Genomic DNA, 23,954 nt, shown 5'->3' with positions numbered 1-23,954 from the left:
CTCCTATACTGCTTTCTTGCTATGTTGGACATTGTATACAAACTGTTGAAATAAATATTTAGATTCCATAGGCCCTGGTGAAGCCTCAGGGTGATATTGCACACTGAATACTGGCAAGTATTTATGCTGAATGCCCTCTACCGTACCATCATTTAGATTTCTATGGGTAATGATTAATTCTTTTTGATTCACAGTTTTTTCATCTACAACATAGCCATGGTTTTGAGAAGTGATATAAACCTTATTCGTCATCAAATCCTTAACAGGATGATTACCTCCCCTATGACCGTATTTTAATTTATACGTGTCTGCTCCAAAAGCCAGTGATAGCAGCTGATGTCCCATACATATACCAAATATCGGCTTATGGTGAAGAAGCTTTTTAATATTCTCTACTACCGGCATCAAAGTTTGAGGATTTCCCGGGCCATTAGATAAAAAGATACCATCTGCTCCTAGTTTCATAATCTCCTCTGCCTTTGTTTGATAAGGCAATACAGTAATATGGCAGTCATAGGACTTTAAGATTCTAAGAATATTTAGTTTTACACCAAAATCCAATAAAGCTATTTTAGGACCTTTACCCGCCAACACATAGGGCTTTTCAGTGGATACATCTATCGTATAATTCTTAGTTGTAATATCCACTTCCTGCATCTTTTCTATTAGCTCTTGCTCATGATCTAAACTTATTGTAATAATCCCCTTCATCGTCCCTTTTTCCCTTAAATGCTTTACTAATTTTCGTGTATCTACCCCTTCAATGCCCATAATATTATGGTATTTTAAGTAGTCATCTAGGCAATTCTCACTCTTCCAATTGCTAGGGTTTTTACACAATTCTCTAACAACCAGGCCTTTGATGGTCGGCTTGCTTGACTCTATATCTTCACTATTGATGCCATAATTGCCAATCATAGGATAAGTCATCACCAGTATTTGTCCATTGTAGGAATTATCAGTGAAAATTTCTTGGTAGCCCGCCATCGAAGTATTAAAAACCACTTCTCCTGTTTCTTCTTGAGTACTTCCGAAAACTTCACCTTCAAATACCATGCCGTCTTCTAAGACCAAATATCCTTTCATTGCTCTTCCCCCACTTCATGGAAAATCTTACCTAATATATCTACAGTTTTTTGAATCTCCTGCTCTCCTACAATAAGCGGCGGAAGGAAACGTAAAACCTTGCCGGCAGTACAGTTCATTAAAAGCCCTTCTTTAAAAGCCTTCTCTACAATAGGCGCCCCTTCTATTTCTAATTCTAATCCTACCATAAGGCCCTTACCTTTTACTTTCTTTGCCCAAGGGTATTTTGCTACAAATTCCTCTAGTTTTTCAGCAAAATACTTTCCTTTAGCTTCTACCTTTTCCCAAAGTTTTTCTTCTATCATGAACTTCATGGTTGCTAAAGCAACTGCACTGGCCAAAGGATTTCCTCCAAAAGTAGTACCATGATCTCCTGGGCTAAAGGCTTCTGCCAGCTTATCCTTTGCTATGATTGCTCCAATAGGAACACCGCTGCCTAAAGCTTTTGCTAAAGTCATAATGTCCGGTTCAACCCCATAGTTTTCATGGGCAAATAATTTTCCGGTTCTTGCTATGCCACACTGCACTTCATCAAAGATTAATACAATGTCTTTTTCCTGGCATAATGCCTTTACTTCCTTGATAAAAGCCATCTCAGCAGCAGTAACACCACCCTCACCCTGAATAGGTTCCATGATAACGCCACAAGTATTTTCATTAATCATACTTTTCAGAGAATTTATATCGTTAAAGTTTGCAAATTTAAAACCCGTTGGTATCGGTCCATAACCCTCTTGGTATTTTTTATTATGGGTAACACTTAATGTTCCAAGGGTTCTTCCATGAAAAGAAGATGTCATGGCGATAATCTCGTTTCTATTTTCTCCATATTTCTTATAGGCATATTTTCTAGCTAGTTTAATAGCAGCTTCATTGGCCTCTGCACCACTGTTGCAGAAAAATGCCTTATCGCCAAAGGAATTTTCTACTAGAAGCTTTGCTAGTTCTACTTGTTCCTCAATCCAGTAAATATTCGATACATGGATCAGTTTTTCTGCCTGTTTCTGAATTGCCTTTGTCACTACAGGGTGGTTGTGGCCTAGGCCGCAGGCGCCTAGTCCACCGATCATATCTAAATATTTTTGTCCTTGTGTATCTGTTAAATAACAATCCTTTCCCTCCACAAAGGCTACTGGTACACGCTTATAGGTATTCATTATATATTGATTTCCCTCTTGAACAATTGTTTCTATCATCATTATTCCTCCCTTTAGTTTGTAATCATCGTTCCAATTCCCTCGTTTGTAAATATCTCCAATAAAATAGAATGAGGTTTTCTTCCATCGATGATATGTGCTCTTTCTACACCATGGGTTACTGCATCAAAACAACATTGCACCTTTGGTATCATGCCGCCGCTTATAATTTCACTTTCAATGTATCTTCTTATTTCCTTTGTTTTGATATGGGATATGATGGAGGAGGAATCATTCTGATCTCTCATTACCCCTTTTACATCCGTAATTAGTATTAGCTTTTTTGCCCCTAGGGCCGCTGCTAACCTCCCCGCCACCTCATCAGCATTAATATTATAGGTTTCTCCTTGACTTCCACAGCCTATCGGGGAAATTACAGGGACGTAACCATTATCTGTTATTGTGTGTATTAAACTGGTATCAATTTCTTCTATTTCTCCCACCAAACCTAGTTTAGGATCTTTTTGTTTAGATAAAATCATGTTTCCATCTTTTCCACTGATACCTATGGCCTTTACACCATGACCATTAATTAAAGAGACAATCTGGCGATTAATCTTTCCTAATAGGATCATTTCCGTAATATCCATCGTCTCTTGGTCTGTTACCCTAAGACCCTCTATAAACTGAGGTTCTTTTCCAAGTTTTTGCATCATCTCAGTAATTTCAGGACCGCCCCCGTGAACAACTACCGGATTCATACCTACATATTTCATTAGTACTATATCCTTTATTACTGTTTGTTTTAATTCATTGTTAATCATGGCATTGCCACCGTATTTTATAACAACTGTTTGATTATGAAAGGCTTTAATATATGGTAAGCTCTCTATTAAAATATCTGCTTTCTGACATGGCGATAACTTCATTTCCTTTTCCCCCTAAGTTCTATAAGCTCCGTTGATCTTTACATAGTCGTAGGATAAATCACAGCCCCAGCCCTTTGCATTTTCTTTTCCTGTTTTTAGATCAACCATAATTTTTAACTTTTTGCTCTTTAAAAGCTTTTCCATTGCTTCTTCACTAAAGCCGGTTCCTTGTCCGTTTTCTACAATTTTTATCATTTTTTCTTTATTCCCTAGGAAAACCTCTATCTCATCTACTTCAAATTCTACACCTGAGTAACCTATACTGCATAAAATTCTTCCCCAGTTACCATCTTCACCGAAGAAAGCGGTTTTTACTAGGTTGGAGCTTAAAATGCTCTTTGCCACTGTCTGAGCTTCCTTAAAGGATCTACTGTTAATAACTTCCACTTCTATAAACTTTGTAGCACCTTCTCCATCCTGCACAATCTTTTTTGCTAAGTACTCATTTACATAATGAAAAGCTTCTATAAACTTTTCTACCTCAGGATGCTCCTGACTTAATGCTTCATTGTTTGCCATCCCATTAGCCATGACACAAACCATATCATTTGTGCTGGTATCACCATCTACTGTAATCATATTATAGGTCTTGTCTGATGTTGTTTTCAGAAGCTGTTGTAAAAAGTCTCCTTTTATTTTTGCATCTGTGGTTATAAAGGATAGCATGGTCGCCATATTAGGATGAATCATGCCTGAGCCCTTAGCAATACCACCTATTGTCACTTTTTTACTGTCTATTTCCACCTCTACTGCGATCTTCTTTTCTATCGTATCCGTAGTAAGGATTGCCTCTGCCGCTGCTTCTCCTCCCTTAGGACTTAAAGCTTTTGCTGCCTTCTTAATCCCTGATACTACTATATCCATTGGCAAAGGAACACCAATAATTCCAGTAGAAGCGACTACAACATCCGCAGGGTCTATATGCAGTGCTTCTGCTGTAACCTTTGTGATTTTCAAGGCATTTTGATAGCCTTCTTCCCCGGTACAAGCGTTGGCATTACCGCTGTTTACAATAATTGCTTGTATTTTTCCCGATTTTATATTTTCCTTTGAAACCAATACTGGTGCTGCACAAACTTTATTGGTGGTAAAAACACCTGCTGCTTCTGCTAAAACATCACTAGCAATTAGTGTCATATCCTTTTTTTTCTTCTTAATCCCTATATGCACTCCACTAGCTTGAAAGCCCTTCGGTGAAGTAATATCTCCATTGAATACTTCAAATTTTTTCACTGTCATCTCCTCCATTTCTCTTATGGCCATATAGGCGGCTGTTGCAATCCTTTTTCCTGCGGTAATCCAAACATGAGATTCATATTTTGAACCGCTTGCCCGGCAGCTCCTTTTACTAAATTATCTATTGCGCTTACAATAATGATATTATTGGTTCTAGGATCTATTTTCAAACCAATATCACAATAGTTAGAAGCATAAACACCTTTTGTTTGAGGATATTCATTATCCTCTAGTAACCTTATAAAAGGCTGGTGATGATAATAAGCTTTGTAGACCTCTTTTATTTCTTGTTGGTTCACTGCCTTTTTATTTGGTGCATAAATCGTACTTAAAATTCCCCTGGTCATAGGAATCAGATGAGGTGTAAATTGTACTGTAATCTCTTCACCCGCCGCTATAGATAACTCTTGTTCTATTTCAGGAGTATGACGATGGGTACCTATACCATAAGCCTTTAAGTTTTCGTTGCATTGTGCAAACAGATTCCCATCTCCAGGCGTCCGACCTGCTCCTGAAACACCAGACTTTGCGTCGATGATGACAGCATCTGGAGAAATTATTTTTTCCTTTAGCAGAGGATATAAAGGAAGTAAAACACTGGTAGGATAACATCCTGGGTTTGCCACCAAATCGGCTTCAGCAATTTCATGACCATATACTTCACTTAATCCGTATACCGCTTTTTCCAGCGCCTCTACTGCTTCATGTTCTACCCCGTACCACTTTTCATAGGTTGCAACGCTTTTTATTCGAAAATCTGCTGAAAGATCTACAACCTTTTTTCCCTTCTCCATAATTTTTTTTACTGCTTTTTGACTCAATCCGTGAGGTAATGCACAAAATAATACATCTATATTCTCTAAATCCTCTTCTAAATTGACAGAAGTACACTGGTCTTCTACGATATTCTTGAAATTACTATAAACCTTACTATAGGCCATAGAAGCATAGCTTCTAGAATCTAGAAACATGACCTCTACCTCTGAATGTTGTGAAAGCAACCTAGTCAATTCAGCTCCAACGTATCCAGTTGCCCCTAAAATTCCAACCTTAATCATACTGTCACCCTCTTATCTTTGTATTTATATAATTATATTTATAATAATCAAGGAATATTTATTCATTTCATTAATTATACATAACTTTTTATAAATATTCAATCGTTTTTTAGATTTTTTCGAAAAAAACGCAAGTCATTTTTGACCTACGTTTTCATGCTGTTATTTAAACCAGCTTTTTTTCTTTTTTTTAGGAAATATTTCTGCTATAAAAGAGATAATATGAAAAATATCTCGAATGGGCTCTAATATATCTTCATGAATACCTTGTGCTGCAGAAGCTGTATACTCCACTGTTTCTTCTATGTTTCTCACAACTCCCTGAACATTCTTTACCTCTTCGTTCACAACACCACTGATTTCTTCTATATGATACAGAACCTTTGGTATCCGTTCTAAGGTTTCTTCAATATTTTCTTCGTTTTTTGTTAAAATTTCTTTTACTTGCTTTAGGGTTTCATACACCTTATAAAGCAAAACAAAAAGAATAACAAATAATGCAATGCCCAGTAAAGCAAACAAAAAGTTAAATAGCTGCCCTAAAGTAATCGTAATGGCTGAATCCATTTTACTTCCCACCTTGTTTTTGTATTTTCTCTATAGCTATTATGCTTCTTCTTTTGCTAGCTCATCTTCTTCCTCTATGTCTAGTTCTTCTTCCTCCACTATATTAGGTTCAATATGAGGTTTTATTTTTTCCTTCAATGTGGAAAATGTTTGACTAATTACTTCTTTTTTATCTTCATAAAGTTCAACGATTTTTTCTTTGCCCTCCTCAAAGTTCACTCCTAGCTTTTCTTTTCCTTCTGTAATATTGGTCTGCAGGTTTTCCTTTATTTTTTCTAGTTCTTCCTTGGTCTTTCTTCTAGTATTTTCTCCACTATCTGGTGCCAAGAATATGCCAGCTAGTCCTCCAAAAAATGTCCCCAATGCCAGCCCCTTTTTCATCACTCTTTTTCTTTCTTCTTTTTTTGCCTTAGCTGCTGCTTTAGGATCTAGAAGTAATCTTAACTCTTTTACTTTCTTTTGTGCATTTTTTAAGTTCATATTATTCACTCCTTTATATAGTTAAATTACATAAATTTGGATATTATTTTCATTATACCCTAAAAGAACATTGAAAAACAGTGTTTTTAGTAATAAAAAAGTCTTGTCCTAAGACAAGACTTTTTTATTATATTCTGTACTGCTCGTGATATCCATTTACTTCTTCTAAAAGATTTCTTCTATAGATAACATATAGTTGTTTTAGACAGCTGACTTTTTCCATCATCTCCAACTGCAATGTTGATACCAGATCAAAATCTTTAGCTTCAACTGCCTCTCTAATTTGAGTAAACAGGGATTTTTTTTCTAGACTGTCCTTCATCAGGTAATTTCTAATAGCATTCATCTTCTCCCAATTTACCACATCTAGATCGGTAACATTATCAGCACCATGAAGTTTTTTACAATTTCTTACTAAAGCCATATTATCAACAATAATTCTTCCTGTTAACTCCTTCACCCATTGGTCTAACATAGATATTTTATAGGAATTAACAATAGCTTCGCTAAATACTTCTCCATAAAACAACACTTTCTTTTTATCTGGATAATTTTCAAGCCCCTTTAGGTTTTCCCATACAGTAGCTGGTGGCTTAGCAAACAAGTGATTTCTTTCTTCCTCTGTAAAATCTTCAAAAACATCTTCTTCGCTACGATAAGCTCTATCCTTTTCTAAATACAACTTTTCCTCTCCAGCCTTTTTAGAAAACTCTGCTTCTAACTGTTTATCATCCATTTTACTTTCTACCGCAGCCCGAATCCCATCTAACATCACTTGATAGGAAGCTGCTATACATAAGTATGCATTGGTTGTTGGATTAGGTGCTCTTAATTCAAATCGCGTAGCCAGAGGGTTATTGATATCTCTTACCAAACCTACTAATACCGTACGATTTCTAGATGGTACCTCTGGGGTATGTCCTACAGAACCTACAATACATACAGGTGCTTCAAAGCCAGGCTTTAATCGGTTGAAAGCATCATTGGTAGAGGTTACAAATGGGTTCACTACTTCATAATTTTTTAATAATCCCATTAAGGCTCCCCAGCCTACTGTGTTAACATAACTATGCTGCATATTTTTAGGTGCAAATAAGTTAATATATTTACCATTCTTCAGTTTCAATCCTGCTCCCATATGGGTATGTTTGCCACTTCCCGCCACCCCTTCGATAGGCTTGGCTAAAAAGGTTACTTCTAAACCATGATTTTCAAATATTTCCTCAATCAATTCTCTAATAAAAAGCTCATTGTCAGCACATTGCAGCGCTGTACTATACTTCCAATCTATCTCTAGCTGTTCCATAACGTGATTTAATTTTCCAGTAACACCGATCTTTGCTGTAATCCCGCCTACTTCTTTATGACCCATCTCTGGTGCAAAACCATACTTGTCCATCAACATAATGGTTTCTTCCAAAGCTGTTCTTACACTCCCTTTAGTTCTTTTCCAGTACTGTTCCTTTAGCATTTGAGAAGTAGAAAGCTTTTCTTCATCTGCATAGTCTTCAGGGGTTTTTACCCAAAACTCTAACTCTGTCGCTGTGGTTAAAACCACCTCCGCTACTTCATCATAGGAAGCAATATTTAACTCCTCCAATAAATGAGGATGTTTCTTTAAGAGTTCCTGTATTTGTAGGGTAAAATAGTCTGCAGTTCTCTTTAACACAGATCTAGAATCTACTCGCTTATCATCATGTTCTAAAAATGCTGGTATTCTTAAAGTACCAATAGGCAGCCCATTACCTTCATATAAGTGATCGTAGTTGTAATCTACAAACCAATTTACATCCAGGTCAGGAATCAAATCAACTTTAGCATTATTTAGGGTAGCAATTCCTTGAAGCATAACACTGGAACCATCTGTTTGAACACCTACACTCAAAAACTCTTCCATATCTTCTAAGAACAAAGAAACGGGAATTTTTTCATCAGTATCATTTCCTCCCAGGTCTACTGCCACCACAGATACAAACTGAATATTAGGATGAGCCTCTAAAACCTTTGTTAGAACTTCTTTATTATGTGTCCAGCTAGGTAATGAATAAATGATTGTTTGTTCTAGTAGTTCTTCTACTTTCTTCTGCATCATCATATCTCCTCCTTTTAGTCGAATATTTTTGATAGAATTTGTACTTTAGTTCGTTCCGTAGCGAATTCTAAAAACAATATTTAAATTTTAGTATACATTATAGGGGTGAATTTGTAAATAAAAATTTCACCAGCCCCATCAATATAGATGCACGCTTCTAAAGTTAAGGGCGCACATCTATATATAGATACTTATCTATAAATCCATATATACTAGAGACTACATTTATCGTACTTAGCTGTTTTTTCAAAAACAAAACCATAGACCCTGTATGTTAACGTTTAAGCTTAGCGATGCTTTCTATATTTATGCATTTTTATGTATATGTCTTCCAAAGGCACCCTTTAGTGCTGCTGCACTTTAAAAAATCTTTACAGGATACTCTGTATATATCGTTGCCTTTTTCTCTATAAATTACTCTAGCCTGAAATACAAAATAGCTTATCTAAAGATAGATATCTATATTGTATCATCTTATCTGCAATTGAAAAAGGACTTAGTAAACTAAGTCCTTGCTGGTTTTATCCTCGATGTTTTTCTAATTCCTTGTCTTCCTTGTCCTTCTTGGTTTCTTTTAATAGCACTTTTTCTATTAGGCCATCCTTCATCTTTACAATCTTTATTTTAATATTGCCGGTTTCATATTCTGCTCCCTCTTCAACCGGTGTTGCGCTTTCCTCCGATAGGTTGCATACTAAGCCACCGATGGTATTTCCTTTGTTTTCAGGTATACGAAGGCCTGTATCAAAGTTAATATCATGAATGTATTCACCAGCTGAAATCACTCGTCCTTCTTCATTCACAAATTGTTTGTTTGTCATCAAGTACTTTCGTATCGCAAATACCCCTGCTATAGCAACTGTTCCTAAGACTAAATCCAACATCGTTTCACTATAGATTAACATTTTTCTTGCGATAGCAAATAAAATCAGTTCTAGAATAGCGCTTGTAGAATGGGATAATAACATGAGTACCAGTTCTATACCTACCACCAACAGTAGTGTAAAACCAAGAAACTTTTTAAAGACTTCGTAAGTATGACCAATATCCGTGTGCATTATATAGGCTATATACTTCACGATATCTACCAAGCCAATAACAATACCAATTGTTAAACCTAGTGCTAAAATCACTTCTAAATTCATAACGCTTTTTGTAAGGTACTTCTTAAAATCATGAGCTTTCACGATTAATCATGCATCTCCTTTTTATTAAAAGTATTTAACATACAAGAATTATACACCTGTAAAGGATAATCATCAATACAAAAATTTATTAGTCTTTATTATTTTTTTTTAATAAATAAAAAAACCTAACATAAGTTAGGTTTTTTACTGTTTTATTCTATCTTAATCTGCTTTACTACCTCTCTGCACTTTTCATAAAGAATACCTACATCTACAGAATAAGAGATATACTGAACCCCTAATGCCATCCATTTAGCCGCCGCATCTGCATGATCAACAAAAGTTCCCACAGCTACATTTTTTTCCTTGGCCTTTTTAGCTACTTCCTTCATTTTTTCAATTACTTTAAGATTTTCTACTTCACCTGGCACCCCTAGAGATTGTGATAAATCGTAGGGTCCCAAAAAGATAACATCGATGCCTTCTACACTTAAAATTTCATCGATATTATTTACCCCTTCTTCCCCCTCAATATGAATAATTACCATTGTCTCTTTATTTGCCTTTTTAAAGTATTCTTGTTTATCTATAGCGGTATATTTTGCTGCCCTTACATATCGACAAACCCCTCTTTCTCCTAAGGGGGCAAACTTTGCCGCCTTTACTACATCCTCTGCATCCTTTTTGCAGCATATTTGAGGAACCTGTACAGCTGTTGCCCCTATATCTAAAGCTCTTGAGATCATCACTGGATCTTTATCAGCAACCCTGATCACTGATGATATGCCCGTCAGCTCGGCAGCTCTAACCATTTCCTCCGCCTGAAGAATATTTAAAGGTCCATGCTCACAATCGATTATAATATAGTCAAAACCAGCTAGTCCCATGATTTCCACCACCGCTGTACTTGGCAGCTTCATAAAGGGTCCCACTACAGACTGCCCTTGGGTTAGTTTTTGTTGTATTAAATTACCCATATTCCTCCTCCTAGTAACTTGATTGGATTACCACTCGGCAACACTGCCGTCTTCGTGTCTCCAAACAGGATTTTTCCAGTTATGGCCTTCCTTAGCTGCTTGCCTCACCTTTGCTTCATCAATTTCTATACCTAACCCCGGCCCCTTTGGCATCTCTACATAACCCTTCTCATATTTAAATACAGTTTTATCCTTCAAGTAGTCTAGTATATCATTTCCTTGATTATAATGAATACCTAAACTCTGTTCTTGAATAAAAGCATTATAACTGCAGGCATCTACTTGAAGACATGAAGCTAAGGCGATAGGCCCTAATGGACAATGGGGCGCTAAAGCAACATCATAGGCCTCTGCCATTGTAGCTATTTTTCTACATTCCGTAATACCACCTGCATGAGAAAGATCCGGCTGTATAATATCTACATACCCTTCGGATAAGATATGTTTAAAGTCCCAACGACTAAACATCCTCTCTCCAGTAGCGATAGGGGTAGAAGTATGCATGGCTATTTCTTTTAATGCCTCCAGGTTTTCCGATAGTACTGGCTCTTCAATAAACATCAGTTGATAAGGCTCTAATGCCTTAGCCAATACCTTTGCCATCGGTTTATGAACCCTCCCATGAAAATCTACACCAATACCAAAATTTTTACCTACTACTTTTCTAATGGCAGCCACTCTCTCCACAACGGCATCTATTTTATCGTAAGAATCAATATACTGGAGTTCTTCCGTGCCATTCATTTTAATAGCAGTAAAACCTTGCTGTTTTTTTTCAAGAGCAGCTTGAGCCACATCGCTAGGTCGATCTCCACCGATCCAAGAATAAACTTTAATCTTATCCCTACAAGCGCCTCCCAGCAAATCGTAAACAGGGGCATTATAAAATTTTCCTTTTATATCCCATAGGGCTTGATCAATACCAGAGATGGCACTCATCAAGATAGGACCGCCTCTATAAAAACCGGCTCTATATAAAACCTGCCAATGGTCCTCTATTTTTAGAGGGTCCTTACCTATAAGGTACTCACTTAGTTCCTCCACCGCAGCCTTTACTGTATGGGCTCTACCTTCTACAACAGGCTCACCCCAACCGATGATCCCTTCATCTGTTTCTATTTTTAGAAACAGCCATCTTGGTGGGACTTGAAACAACTCAAACTTTGTTATCTTCATTATAAATCCTCCTTAATCTATATAGAGAGTAGTCATACAAGTTAAACTACTCATCGGTTATTCCATATATGCTCCCTTCATTGGAGAAACAGCTAACTTACTATAAATTCCTAATATTCCGGTTTTTTTCTTCATCATTGGCTTTTTCCAATGTTTTTTTCTTTCAGCCAGTATTGCTTTTATCTCTTCTTTGCTTTTTTCTTCTCCCTGCACCCCAACAATTTCTAATACTCTATTAGGAATATCAATTTTTATTAAATCCCCCTCCTCCACAAATGCTATAGGTCCTCCTTCAACAGCTTCTGGAGAAACATGTCCAATAGCAGGCCCTCTGGTAGCGCCAGAATATCTACCATCGGTGATCAAGGCAACAGAAGAAACCAACTCAGGATCTGATGCAATAGCTTCCGTAGTATAAAACATTTCTGGCATGCCAGAACCCTTAGGCCCTTCATATCGAATAAAAACTGCATCACCAGGTTTAATCGTCTTGTTTACCACCGCTTCAAAGGCCTTCTCCTCGCAATCAAAGGGCCTAGCAATCAATGTCGCCTCTAGCATTTCCTTTGCTACGGCTGAATGCTTTACTACTGCTCCTTCAGGGGCTAAGTTTCCTTTTAATACTGCCACAGCACCCTCTTTTTGGATTGGATTATCTATAGATCTAATAATCTCTTGCCTTTTTAAACCGAGACCCTCTAAGTACTTTTCACTTCTTTCAAAGAAGCCGCTTTTCCTTAAATTCTGTAGATTTTCTCCTAATGTTTTGCCTGTTATCGTCATCACATCTAAGTGTAAAAATTCTTTAATTTCCTCCATCACTGCAGGTAATCCTCCCGCATACCAGAAATATTCCGCTGGGAAAGTACCACTGGGACGAATATTCACTAGATAAGGAATTTTTCTATGAATAGCATCAAATAACATTGGATCCAAATCCATATTTACCTCATGCGCTACTGTTGGCAGATGAAGCAGGGTATTTGTAGATCCAGCAATAGCTGCATGCACCATGATAGCATTCTCAAAGGCTTTGGTGGTTAAAATATCAGATGGTTTTATATCCTGCTTTATAATCTCCAGTAACTGGGCAGCTGCCTCCTTAGCAACTTCCTGCATTTCTTCCACTGTAGCCGGCATCAAAGCACTACCAGGTAAAGCCAAACCTAATGCTTCAGCCATTACTTGCATCGTGGCAGCGGTTCCCATGAAGGCACATGCACCACAGGTGGGACAAGCTGTATGCTGCTTTTCTTTGAAATCCTCTTCTGTGATTTCTCCCCGTTTCAATAAAGCGCTATAGGTTCCTATTTGCTCTAGTGTCAGCATGTTCGGGCCTGCCTTCATTACCCCACCAGGTACAACGATTGAAGGCATATTAATACGTGCCACTGCCTTTAAGTGGGCAGGTACCCCTTTATCACAACTACATATAAATAGTCCTCCGTCAAAAGGGGTGGCAGTAGCCTGTACTTCGATCATATTAGCGATCACTTCTCTCGAAAGCAATGAATAATTCATGCCATCGTGACCTTGAGCAATGCCGTCACAAATATCTGTTGTTGTATATTTCGCAGCCTTTGCCCCCAATAAATTTAACTTTTTCTCTGCAGCAAAAATCAACTTATTTAAATGGACGCTCCCTGGATGGCTGTCTCCCCAAGTGCTTTGAAGAAAAACCTGTGGCTTTTCCAAGTCATCAGCAGTCCAACCCATTCCCATTTTGAGGGCATCCATTTCTACTGCAATACTTCTCATCTTCTGACTTTTTAGCATCTATAATCCTCCTATCACATAGATTAAACACTTCTATGCATCGGTATTTTTCAAAATCAGCCTATTACCTTAGTGCATTTGGTATCCATAAAACCAACTGAGGGAATAGGATAATCAGTAATAAAATCGCTACTTGTGTTGCTAGAAAAGGAAGCATCGCCTTCGTAATCCTTTCTAATGAAATCTTAGCAATACCACAGGAAATATATAATATCGTACCTACTGGTGGTGTTACTAATCCGATTCCTAGGTTAATAACCATCATTACGCCAAAGAATACTGGATCGATGCCTACCGCAGTAGCTACCGGCAGTAAAACTGGTGTTAAAATCAATAAGGCCGGTGTTAAGTCCATAACACTTCCTACCAAAAGCAAGAAGAAGTTGATAATCAATAGCACAATCAATGGATTGTCTGAAATAGATAGAATTGTGGCGGCAATACTTTGTGGTATTCTTACAACCGTTAATAACCAAGCAACCACCATGGCTGTTCCTGCTACCAACATAACAATCCCAGTTGTTTTTCCCGTATCAATTAAAATCCTCGGCAGATCTTTGATACACATCTCCTTGTAGATAAAAAGAGAAACAATAAGTGCATATACTACCGATACAACAGCCGCTTCAGTAGGGGTAAAGTATCCAGAAATGATACCACCTATAATAATTACTGGCAAAAAAACTGCCCAAATCGACTCTTTTAACGCTTTAAATACTCTTGTAATGGAGAATTTATCCCCTTTAGGATAGTTTCTCTTTTTTGATATGATATAGGTCAAAGCCAATAGAGAAAACCCTATCAAAATACCAGGAATAATTCCCCCCAAAAACATTCTTACTACAGAGGTGCCGCCAATTAGACCAAATAAAATCATAGGAATGCTAGGAGGAATAACAATGCCCATCGTAGCTGAAGAAGCTGTTACAGCAGCAGAAAAATCTGCATCATAACCGTCTTCCTTCATAGCTGGAATCAAAAGACCACCGATAGCAGCTGTATCCGCTACAGAAGAACCAGAAATACCTCCAAAAAACATGCTGGCTACAATGTTTACTAATCCTAGACCACCTGTTATGTGACCCACTAAAGAATTTGATAAATTAATAATTCGTTTTGCAATGCCACCAGAGTTCATAATCTCTCCGGCAAGCATGAAAAAAGGCACCGCCAGTAGAGGAAAACTGTCTATACCACCTACCATTTTTTGCACCAAAATATCATAGCCAAAATTTTGGATTCCCATCATGACCAATGCTGCTAAGCCTAAACAAAAAGCCACAGGAACACCAATCAATAAAAAACCAAAAAGTGCTGCTAAAAAGATAATGAGCATATCCATTGTTTATTCCTCCCCTACTTTTTTCTTAGTAAAATGCTCTATTAACCCGATGATACTGTTAAATAAGTTTTCTATAGCAATTAAAATCATGGCATATCCTGCCACCACTACCGGTAGATATTTGATGTAGGTTGGCAAACCCAACGCAGGTGTTCGAGCATTTTTGATGGTGGCTACAATTCTGTGCCCCCCTAAAATCATGGCTCTGGTTACAAATATAATTAAAATCCATGAAACAATTTCAAAGATCAGTTGTTGATGAGGCTTCAACTTATTAATAACAATATCTAATCCTAAATGTTCTTTATAATATAAACCTAAAACTGCACCATTAAAAACCATCCAAACAAACATAATTCTAGATAATTCCTCTGACCATGCAATAGATGCGTTGAGATAGTTACGACTAATGACAGAGTAAAAAACGATCCCCACCATTACAGTTAGTCCTAGGGCAATCATTATTTTAAACAAATAACTGATGTATCTATTCACTGTCGATAAGCCCTTTGGAATATGCTTTAATATTTCCATTACTCTTTGCCTCCTTTGTACTTTAAACAATCATTTTTATGATTTCCCTAGGGAATTGTCCTTTTTTTTCTATGAAAAAGGAGCTTAAATAATTTATTTAAACTCCTTTTTAGTTTTCTATACAGTTGTTGCGCCTATATCACCGTGATTCTTTAGATTATCTATTTGATAAACGTTCAATTTCTGCTAATACTTGCTCTACATAATCTGCTCCAATTTCATTTTTAAACTTTTCAACAGTAGAACTTGTAGCTTCTTGGAACATTTGTTGTTGTTCTGGTGTCAATTCTGTTACAGTCATTCCTGCTTCCCTTAATCCATCAGCTAATTCTTCTGTGTACTCACGGCTGATTCTTCTTTCTTCGTCTCTAGCTATGAAGGCAGCTTCTTGTACAATCTCTTGTAAATCTGCTGGAAGACCATCCCAGAATACTTTACTCATCAATAATACGAAGGGACTATAAACATGACCTGTTAATGTTGTATATTTTTGTACTTCAGGATAATTTTGTAGATAAATTGTTGGTACTGGATTCTCTTGTCCATCTACAACACCTTGCTGCATTGCTGTAAATAATTCACCAAAAGGCATTGGTGTTGGGTTTGCACCTAGCGCTCTAAAGAAGTCTAAATGTACTTGATTTTCCATTGTTCTAATTTTCAAGCCCTTCATATCTTCAGGTGTTTTTACTTCTCTTACGTTATTGGTTAAATGACGGTATCCATTTTCCCAATAAGCTAAACCTACTAATCCATGTTCTTCTAATCCATCTAATAATTCTTGTCCAAGAGGTCCATCAACAAAATCTGAAGCTACTTCTTCTGTTGGGAATAAGAATGGTAGATCGAAGATCATAAATCTTTTATCGATAGAAGTAATAGGTGCAGAGGAAGGACATGTAACTTCTTGGCTTCCTAGCTGTAATGCCTCCATCATTTGAATATCGTCCCCTAATTGACTACTGTGGAATAATTGAACTTCAACTCTTCCATCACTTTCTCTTTCAATGTACTCTTTAAATATTTCTAAGCCCTTGTACTGTGGATGCTGATCGTTAAGACCAATTCCTGCGCGGATGACATACTTTTCTTGTTCTACACTGCCAGCTTCTCCTTGCTCACCATTTGATGGAGCACTGCTGCATCCTACCATGGCTACTATCAATGATAAGACCAGCATCACTACAACTAACTTTTTCATTTTTTTCATGAAATTTTCCCCCTTATTTGTTTGTTTTATAATGACTTTATACTATTTTTAGCGCTATAGTATAAAGAATCATTCATACTGAACCTTTAAGCTTTTTTTCCTTCTAATCTTTGTATGGCCTCAAACAACATATCTTTGCTTACTGGATAAGGCGTTTTTTTCATGTCAGGAGCATCTATCGCCTTTTCCAAGACAGCCTCTAGATAGTTTCTATCATTTTTCACATCAATATCTCCTAAAGAGGTAGGTAATTTTACTTCTTTATAGAAGGAAATCAGCTTATCTAATTCCTCTTCCTGATGATCTACTGCCAACAACACTAAAACTCCATAAGCCACAACCTCTCCATGAAGATGATGTTTTTCTATCTCCTCTAATAAGGTGAGTCCATAAAACAAACCATGGGCAATAGCACCATTATTCTCATCCCCCACCAGCATGGCTACAATTCCTGTGCTGATAATATTATTTAGAATAATTTGTTCTAGTTCATAGGATGCTACTTTATTTTCACTATCCAACAATGCTTTTTTTCCATACTGAATCAATGGTTCTACACACATAATACTGATTTCTTTTCCCATCATTGCACTATGGGACAAGGTTTTCCCTCTTGTAGTAATACCTACTTCATAATATTTTGCTATTGTATCCCCAATACCGGCCCATAGATACTTAGCAGGGGCATCTGCAATTACCCCACTATCCATAAAAATATGTACTGGCGGTTGGCTTAGATGAAACAAAGCTTCAAAGTCACCTTTCTCTGTATATACAATCGATAAAGGCGTGGTGGCAGCACAAGTTGCAGCAATCGTTGGTATGGTGAAGGATAAAAGGCCTGCTTTTTCTGCAGCACCTTTTGCTGTATCAATTGCTTTTCCTCCACCTACGCCCACAATCATATCTGCTTTTTCTGCCTTTGCCCTTTCAGCAATACTGTCAATGTTATGAAAGGTACATTCCCCACCATACCACAGGAAATCGATAACATGTATATTGCTATTTGCAAAGGATTTCCTTAACTGCTCTGTGGTTTTTTGTAATGCTGTTTTTCCTCCTACCACCAATACACGCTTTCCGTAATCTTTTAATACATTTCCTACTGAAAATAGAACGTTTTCCTGAATGGCATAGTTTGGAAACTTCACTGTTACACTTTTCATATCCTCACCTCTTAAATAATATATTTAATGTCTTTATTTTTTTTCTTTCTCTTTAATACTTAAGATGTCGTTTTTCGTTCTTGCTACGTGACGTTTCATAAAAAGTGCAGCTAGCTCAGGATCTCTTTCTTTAATAGCATCCAATATTTTTTTATGCTCTTTTACACCTCGTTCCGGACCTAGATATCGATTAATTTCATTTTGCTGAAACTTCCAAATATCGGTTAAAATACTATTTACTTTTATAATTAAAGAGTTTTTGCTGGCTTTTGCAATCTCCATATGAAACTGGTAGTCAGCGTTTGCAAAAGCTTCGGATGTATCATTGTTGTCATACATAACTTGGTAACATTCTTCCAATATTTTAATCGTGCTATCGTCACATCTTTCTGCACAAAATCTAGCACTGTCTGCTTCTATCACTTCTCTAAACTCCAATACATCTAATAAGTTATCCTTATCAAGAAGAAGCATTGGCACAAGACTGTTTAGATAAATGGAAGGCGATAATTCATTGACAAAGGTTCCTTCCCCTTGTCTCTTGGTGAGAACATTTAGAGCCACCATTTTTTCAATTGCTTCCCGTACAGACATTCTACTAACCCCTAATTCTTGAGAGAGTTGGTTCTCTGAGGCGATTTTCATGCCGCTGGTCCATTCTTTATTAAATAGCTTTTCTTCAATAGCTCTGTAAACGATTTCGCTGGTATTTACTTTTTTCTTTTCCAACTTCTTCACTTCCTCCATCACTTGTCAGACAACATATAATTTAATTTGATTATATATAAGACCTTTACCCTTGTCAATAACTTTTTTTGTACTTTTTTTATGATATTTCCCTTTACAACCCTTGAATTTTAAGGTTTTTAGGTATTTTTTTATTTTTTTGAATCTTCAACTTGTATTATAAGTTGTATACAATATTCTTTTTCTATAGTTTTCTATATATTTTAGCGTTTACTTGTCATACCTTTTCTGCCATTTTATTTAACTTATATTTTATAGAATATAGGGTGTCCCAGGAAGTAAAAAATAAAAAAGCGATAAATGACTATCGATATGACACATCATTCATCGCTTACGTAAAAAAACTTTTTATTTCTTCCAAACACATTTTTTAAGATTTTAGCATCCTACTTTTAGGTGAACTTGTTTACCTATGTTTATTTTAATCATTTAACCCAAATACTTCTTCAATGTTTCTCTTACTGCACCTTCAGATGCTACTAATTCACCAAAATAGTCTTCTATGATTTTACCTAACCCAATCTCATATAGATCTACACCAAAAATCGATGCATTTGATAAAATCAGTTTTAAATTTTCAGTAAAAGGTCCTTGATCGCCAAGCTTAATCTCTGAAACATAAGGCGTTAATTCTTCCAACATTGGATCAGGACTTAACTGCATTTTATTTCCCTTATCATCAATTCCCATGAGATATCTGCACCATCCTGCTAAAACTAGAGGAATATATTTTAAATCTTTCACATTAAGATTTTCTCTTTCCATATAGGCTTTGATGGTCTCTCCAAATCTTATTCCAAGTTTTTGAGAAGTATCTGTGGCAATCCTTTGAGGAGCATCAGGCATAAATGGATTTGGGAACCTTACATTAAGCACTTCATCAATAAATTCTTTTGGATCAATGATTCCAGGGTTTACAACTACAGGCAAACCTTCTACATAGCCAATTTTCTCCACCAATGCTTTAAGTTCAGGGTCCTCCATTTCTTTGGAAATTAAAGTATAATCTAAAAGACAGCCGTATATAGCAAGGGCGGTATGTAGTGGATTAAGACAAGTACACACCTTCATCTTTTCCACTTTATCAACCGTCTCTCTCTGTGAAAAAATCACGCCACCCTCTTCAAGATTCGGTCTTCCATTTGGAAAAACGTCCTCAATCACAAGATACTCAGGCTCTTCTGCATTTACAAAAGGAGCTACATAAGTATTCTTTGCTGTAATAACATCTTCAATATCTTCAAACCCATCACTTTTTAGCATTTCTTTTACGCTTGCATCAGGTCTAGGGGTTATTTTATCAATCATGGACCATGGGAAGGAAATAAAATTAGGATCATTCACATATTTTTCAAATCCATCCGCTACCAGTCCATTTGTTACCCAAGCCTTTGCAAAAGCCCTAACTGCATTATGAAGTTTCGTACCATTATGAGAGCAATTGTCCATACTTACAAGAGCAAGAGGTGTTTTCCCGTTTATATATCTCTCATATACAAGAGATGCTACTTTTCCTATATAACTAACTGGTGCCTTCGGCCCTCTTTTAAAATCTTCTGAAACCGCAGGAAGAACTTCACCTTTAGCATCTTTTAAGCTGTATCCCTTTTCAGTTATTGTGAAACTCACCATTTGCAAACTTGGATTTGCAAAAATCTCTTTCAGTCTATTCCAATTTCCTTCGTTTTCCGCATCTACTATAAGTGACTCTACTATGCTTGAAACTACAGTTTTTTCGATGCTCCCATTTGACTTTAGCGTAACAAGAAGCGTTAAATCATCATGAGGTTTGTTCATTTTCTCGATAATTTCATAATCAAAACCCTCTGCAACAACAATTCCTCTGTCACTTTTTCCTGCATCTAAAATATTTTGCTGTACATTCGCTAAAAATGCCTTAAAGATGTTTCCAGCACCAAAATGAATCCAGTTGGGATTTTTCATTGTATTTGCTTTTACCTCTTCATAGTTGAACTTAGGAAGTCTATATCCTTTATCTTCCCAAACCTTCGTATTTTTTAAGCTATTTATATTCAACTTCATCTTCATCATCCTTCCCTAACTTATTTAGATGATTTCTCAAGAGCTTCCCAAATACCATTTAAATAAGTTGCTCCTAAAGCCCTATCATACAGTCCATAGCCAGGCATTGAAACTTCATCCCAAATCGCTCTTCCATGGTCTGGTCTTATAGGCCCTTCCATGCCAATTTCATAAAAGGCTTTCATGATTTCATACATATCCAATGAACCGTCGGAAGAAAGGTGAGCTGCTTCGTCAAATTTACCAGGAGCAAGATGGATCACATTTCTAACATGACCGAAATGAACTCTCCCCTTGAAACTTCTTATCATATCTGGAATATCATTGTCAGGGTTAGAACCGAGAGATCCCGTACATAATGTTAATCCGTTATTCATAACAGGAACCGCATCAAGAATCCTTTGGATACTTTCTTTGTTATTAACGATTCTCGGTAATCCAAATACAGGCCAAGCTGGATCATCTTGATGAATCGCCATCTTAATGCCATATTTTTGGCAAGTAGGCATAATTGCCTTTAAAAAATATACAAGATTTTCAAATAACTTTTCTTCATTCACATCTTCATACATTTCAAACAGTTCCTTAACCCTTGCAAGTCTTTCTGGTTCCCATCCTGGCAACGCAAAACCATTGGAACTGGACTCCATCTGATCAAACATCTTAGCTGGATCAATTTGATCAATCAAGGCTTGATCATAGGAAAGAACTGTCGCGCCATCAGGTCTTACCTTAGCAAGATCAGATCTTGTCCAGTCAAATACAGGCATGAAGTTATAGCATACAAGGTCGATTCCTTCCTTACCTAAATTTTCAAGGGTTTGGATATAGTTGTTGATATACTTGTCTCTTGTTGGTAGGCCAATTTTAATATCATCATGGATATTAACACTTTCAATACCACTAAGTTCAAGTCCCGCTGCCTCTATTTCTTCCTTCATAGCTCTTATTGCTTCAGGAGGCCAAACTTCTCCAGGCTTCGTATCATAAAGCGTTGTTATTACACCTACACAGCCTGGTATTTGTCTAATTTGTTTTAAAGTTATACTATCATGTTTGCTGCCGAACCATCTTAATGTCATTTTCATAATTTATTTCACCACTTTCAAATTAATATATTTTACTAACATAAACAAATTGTTTTGTCGGAAAATCGTATGAAAATTCAACTTTATAAATCCGCAAATTTTTAAACATACAAAACCTTTACCTGTAAAGTTTAATACATGCGGTATTTTCTTACCTTTGCTTGTCTACTTACGATAGACATGCACCTATGAATTTTAATATGCTAAGGGTTACGGTTTTTTAACTAGCGAAACCATAGGCCCTAGATATTAAAATTTAAGTTTAAAGACGTATGCCTATAATAAATCCTATTATTTGTTAAGAAGCGAAGGTAAAAGTGTAGAAAGAATTGGTACAAAGGAGAACAACAATGCGCAAGCGATTTGAACTGCAGTGAAAGGTAGAATTTGCTTTGCTACACGACTCACCGGTTCTTTACTTATACCAGAAGCTACAAACATCGTGGTACCAAAAGGTGGGGTTGCCTGACCCATAGCTAGAAGAAATACAAATACCATCCCAAACTGTACAGGATCTACGCCAAAAGCAACAGCAATCGGTGCTAAAATCGGTGCTAGAATAAGATTTGTTGCACCTACCTCCATAAACATACCCGCTATAATAAGCAGTAAATTTACAAGAATTAAAAATATATACTTATTACTTGCAACCGTCATAAATACCTCAGTTACATAAATAGGTATTTTATAGTAGGTTATCAACCAACCAAACAACTGTGCTGTAACCACCAACATCATCAAATTAGCACTGGATTTTGCGGTTTCCTTCATAATTGGCCATAAATCTTTAAAGGTTAACTCCTTGTAAATAAAAACGCATACTATAATACCGTAAAATACAGCTACTGCTGCGGATTCTGTAGGTGTAAAAACCCCAGAATAAATACCTCCTAAAATAATAACTGGCATGATCAATGCCCATATAGCATCCTTAAAGGTAACAGCTAAATTCTTTGGAACGAACTTTGCCTCTTTTGGAAAATTTTGTTTTTTTGCAATAAAGTAAGCCATTACACATAAGGCTATACCACAAATAATACCTGGAATAATTCCGGCCATCAATAAATCAGCTACTGATACACCTGTTATGTTTCCATAAATAACCAAAACAATACTGGGTGGAATAACGATACCTAAGGTTCCTCCTATAGCCTGAACTGCAGAGGAATAATCTTTCGGATAACCTCTATCTACCATTTCTGGATACATCAACCCACCAATTGCGGCTGTTGTAGCAACGGATGAACCCGAAATAGCTGCAAAGAAGGTACAAGCTACAAGCGATACCAATGACACACCTCCAGCAATCCATCCCACCAGCGAATTTGCAAAGTTAACAAGCCGTTTAGACAGACCACCCTTTGACATAATATCGCCAGCAAGGATAAAGGCCGGAATAGCTAACATTGAAAATGAATCACTTCCTGTAAAGAGACGTTGCGAAATAACTGTGATTGGCAATCTACTATTCACAGCAATGGATAGCATACTAGCCAATCCAAGTGACCATGTGATTGGTACACCAGCAAGCATTGTAATAAGCAACGTAACAATTAATACGGTTTCTGCAGTACCCATTAGTATATAGCACCTCCATCATCAAAATATAATTTTATATACTTCTCCTGCCTTCTGCTACAACGCAGGGCTTTATACCTCATCTAGTTCACCTTTTGCAGCAGAAACAAGTTTTCTCAATATTTCTAACATGGCGATTCCAAGACCAACTGGAAGACATAAATAAATATATCTCATTGGAATTTGCATAGCAGGACTAAGCTGCCTTGCACCTATGGCTATAAAGTTAAAGGAACTATAGAAGAACACCGCACTAACGATTAACGACACAAGCTGTTGGAAAACAGCTAGAACTATTTTTCCTCGACCTTTGAATACTTTATCTATAATATCAATTCTAACCTGCATGTCATCCCGTATTCCTATATTAATCCCAAGCATAATCATCCATACAAATAAGTATCTTGAAAGTTCCTCTGACCACGGCAGACTGTAGAAGAAAACATACCTTGTCACTGTTTGCAATAGAATAACAACCATCATCAGTCCTAAGATTATCGTTATGAGTGTGTGTATCCCATTTTGAATCTTTTCATAAAACCCAAGCAATGCATTTTTTTTCATCTTTTTCACCCATTTCTTAGAAATCTCGCTAACATGTTTGTA

21 protein-coding genes are annotated in these 23,954 nt (G+C 36.7%); all 21 read right to left on the bottom strand.

The window, feature by feature from the left end; all coding sequences use genetic code 11:
* Positions 1-3: 3 nt before the first annotated feature.
* Positions 4-1,086: a glutamine-hydrolyzing carbamoyl-phosphate synthase small subunit gene (carA, locus tag BJL90_RS09460; RefSeq protein ID WP_070967058.1), complete on the bottom strand. Its 1,083-nt coding sequence runs from the start codon at positions 1,084-1,086 to the stop codon at positions 4-6.
* Entirely contained in the window at positions 1,083-2,282 is a 1,200-nt protein-coding gene (locus tag BJL90_RS09455; protein ID WP_335617835.1) for an aspartate aminotransferase family protein, read from the bottom strand. Before BJL90_RS09455 ends, carA begins: the two co-directional genes overlap by 4 nt.
* 14 nt (positions 2,283-2,296) lie before the next feature.
* Complete coding sequence (gene argB / locus BJL90_RS09450; RefSeq protein WP_070967053.1) at positions 2,297-3,151, bottom strand: acetylglutamate kinase; 855 nt, start codon at positions 3,149-3,151, stop codon at positions 2,297-2,299.
* 12 nt (positions 3,152-3,163) lie between these two features.
* A complete protein-coding gene (gene argJ, locus BJL90_RS09445; RefSeq protein ID WP_269466261.1) occupies positions 3,164-4,390 on the bottom strand; it encodes a bifunctional glutamate N-acetyltransferase/amino-acid acetyltransferase ArgJ in 1,227 nt (408 codons plus the stop codon).
* 14 nt (positions 4,391-4,404) lie between these two features.
* A complete protein-coding gene (argC, locus tag BJL90_RS09440) occupies positions 4,405-5,445 on the bottom strand; it encodes an N-acetyl-gamma-glutamyl-phosphate reductase (protein ID WP_070967046.1) in 1,041 nt (346 codons plus the stop codon).
* A 162-nt stretch (positions 5,446-5,607) separates the two neighbouring features.
* Entirely contained in the window at positions 5,608-6,012 is a 405-nt protein-coding gene (locus BJL90_RS09435) for a hypothetical protein (protein WP_070967043.1), read from the bottom strand.
* 39 nt (positions 6,013-6,051) lie between these two features.
* Entirely contained in the window at positions 6,052-6,492 is a 441-nt protein-coding gene (locus BJL90_RS09430) for a YtxH domain-containing protein (RefSeq protein WP_070967040.1), read from the bottom strand.
* Positions 6,493-6,619: 127 nt separating this feature from the next.
* On the bottom strand, positions 6,620-8,581 hold the full coding sequence (locus BJL90_RS09425) for a type I glutamate--ammonia ligase (protein ID WP_070973126.1): 1,962 nt from the start codon (positions 8,579-8,581) through the stop codon (positions 6,620-6,622).
* A gap of 524 nt (positions 8,582-9,105) precedes the next feature.
* On the bottom strand, positions 9,106-9,771 hold the full coding sequence (locus BJL90_RS09420) for a transporter associated domain-containing protein (RefSeq protein WP_081561923.1): 666 nt from the start codon (positions 9,769-9,771) through the stop codon (positions 9,106-9,108).
* A gap of 152 nt (positions 9,772-9,923) precedes the next feature.
* Entirely contained in the window at positions 9,924-10,688 is a 765-nt protein-coding gene (locus BJL90_RS09415) for an HpcH/HpaI aldolase family protein (protein WP_070967037.1), read from the bottom strand.
* Between the two features lie 27 nt (positions 10,689-10,715).
* On the bottom strand, positions 10,716-11,864 hold the full coding sequence (dgoD, locus tag BJL90_RS09410; protein WP_070967034.1) for a galactonate dehydratase: 1,149 nt from the start codon (positions 11,862-11,864) through the stop codon (positions 10,716-10,718).
* A gap of 57 nt (positions 11,865-11,921) precedes the next feature.
* Positions 11,922-13,640 carry a dihydroxy-acid dehydratase gene (gene ilvD, locus BJL90_RS09405; RefSeq protein WP_070967030.1) on the bottom strand — a complete coding sequence of 573 codons (1,719 nt, stop codon included), beginning with the start codon at positions 13,638-13,640 and terminating at the stop codon, positions 11,922-11,924.
* Positions 13,641-13,704: 64 nt separating this feature from the next.
* Positions 13,705-14,982 (bottom strand): TRAP transporter large permease, encoded by a 1,278-nt coding sequence (locus tag BJL90_RS09400; protein ID WP_236905055.1) that lies wholly within the window; start codon positions 14,980-14,982, stop codon positions 13,705-13,707.
* Positions 14,983-14,985: 3 nt separating this feature from the next.
* Positions 14,986-15,516 carry a TRAP transporter small permease gene (locus BJL90_RS09395; protein WP_070967027.1) on the bottom strand — a complete coding sequence of 177 codons (531 nt, stop codon included), beginning with the start codon at positions 15,514-15,516 and terminating at the stop codon, positions 14,986-14,988.
* Positions 15,517-15,673: 157 nt separating this feature from the next.
* Complete coding sequence (locus BJL90_RS09390; RefSeq protein ID WP_070967025.1) at positions 15,674-16,726, bottom strand: TRAP transporter substrate-binding protein; 1,053 nt, start codon at positions 16,724-16,726, stop codon at positions 15,674-15,676.
* A gap of 86 nt (positions 16,727-16,812) precedes the next feature.
* Entirely contained in the window at positions 16,813-17,892 is a 1,080-nt protein-coding gene (locus BJL90_RS09385; RefSeq protein WP_070967022.1) for an iron-containing alcohol dehydrogenase family protein, read from the bottom strand.
* Between the two features lie 33 nt (positions 17,893-17,925).
* Complete coding sequence (locus BJL90_RS09380; RefSeq protein WP_156778753.1) at positions 17,926-18,621, bottom strand: FadR/GntR family transcriptional regulator; 696 nt, start codon at positions 18,619-18,621, stop codon at positions 17,926-17,928.
* A 447-nt stretch (positions 18,622-19,068) separates the two neighbouring features.
* Complete coding sequence (locus BJL90_RS09375) at positions 19,069-20,691, bottom strand: mannitol dehydrogenase family protein (protein ID WP_472235395.1); 1,623 nt, start codon at positions 20,689-20,691, stop codon at positions 19,069-19,071.
* Between the two features lie 11 nt (positions 20,692-20,702).
* On the bottom strand, positions 20,703-21,770 hold the full coding sequence (uxuA, locus tag BJL90_RS09370; protein ID WP_070967017.1) for a mannonate dehydratase: 1,068 nt from the start codon (positions 21,768-21,770) through the stop codon (positions 20,703-20,705).
* Between the two features lie 291 nt (positions 21,771-22,061).
* Positions 22,062-23,348 (bottom strand): TRAP transporter large permease, encoded by a 1,287-nt coding sequence (locus BJL90_RS09365; protein ID WP_070967014.1) that lies wholly within the window; start codon positions 23,346-23,348, stop codon positions 22,062-22,064.
* Between the two features lie 72 nt (positions 23,349-23,420).
* Positions 23,421-23,912, bottom strand: coding sequence for a TRAP transporter small permease (locus tag BJL90_RS09360; RefSeq protein WP_070967010.1), 492 nt, complete (start codon positions 23,910-23,912; stop codon positions 23,421-23,423).
* Positions 23,913-23,954: the final 42 nt, after the last annotated feature.

The sequence above is a fragment of the Clostridium formicaceticum genome (genome assembly GCF_001854185.1).
Classification (GTDB): Bacteria; Bacillota; Clostridia; order Peptostreptococcales; family Natronincolaceae; genus Andreesenella; species Andreesenella formicacetica.
Note: the sequence above shows the minus strand (reverse complement) of the source record. Positions and strands in the feature narration are given on the sequence as shown.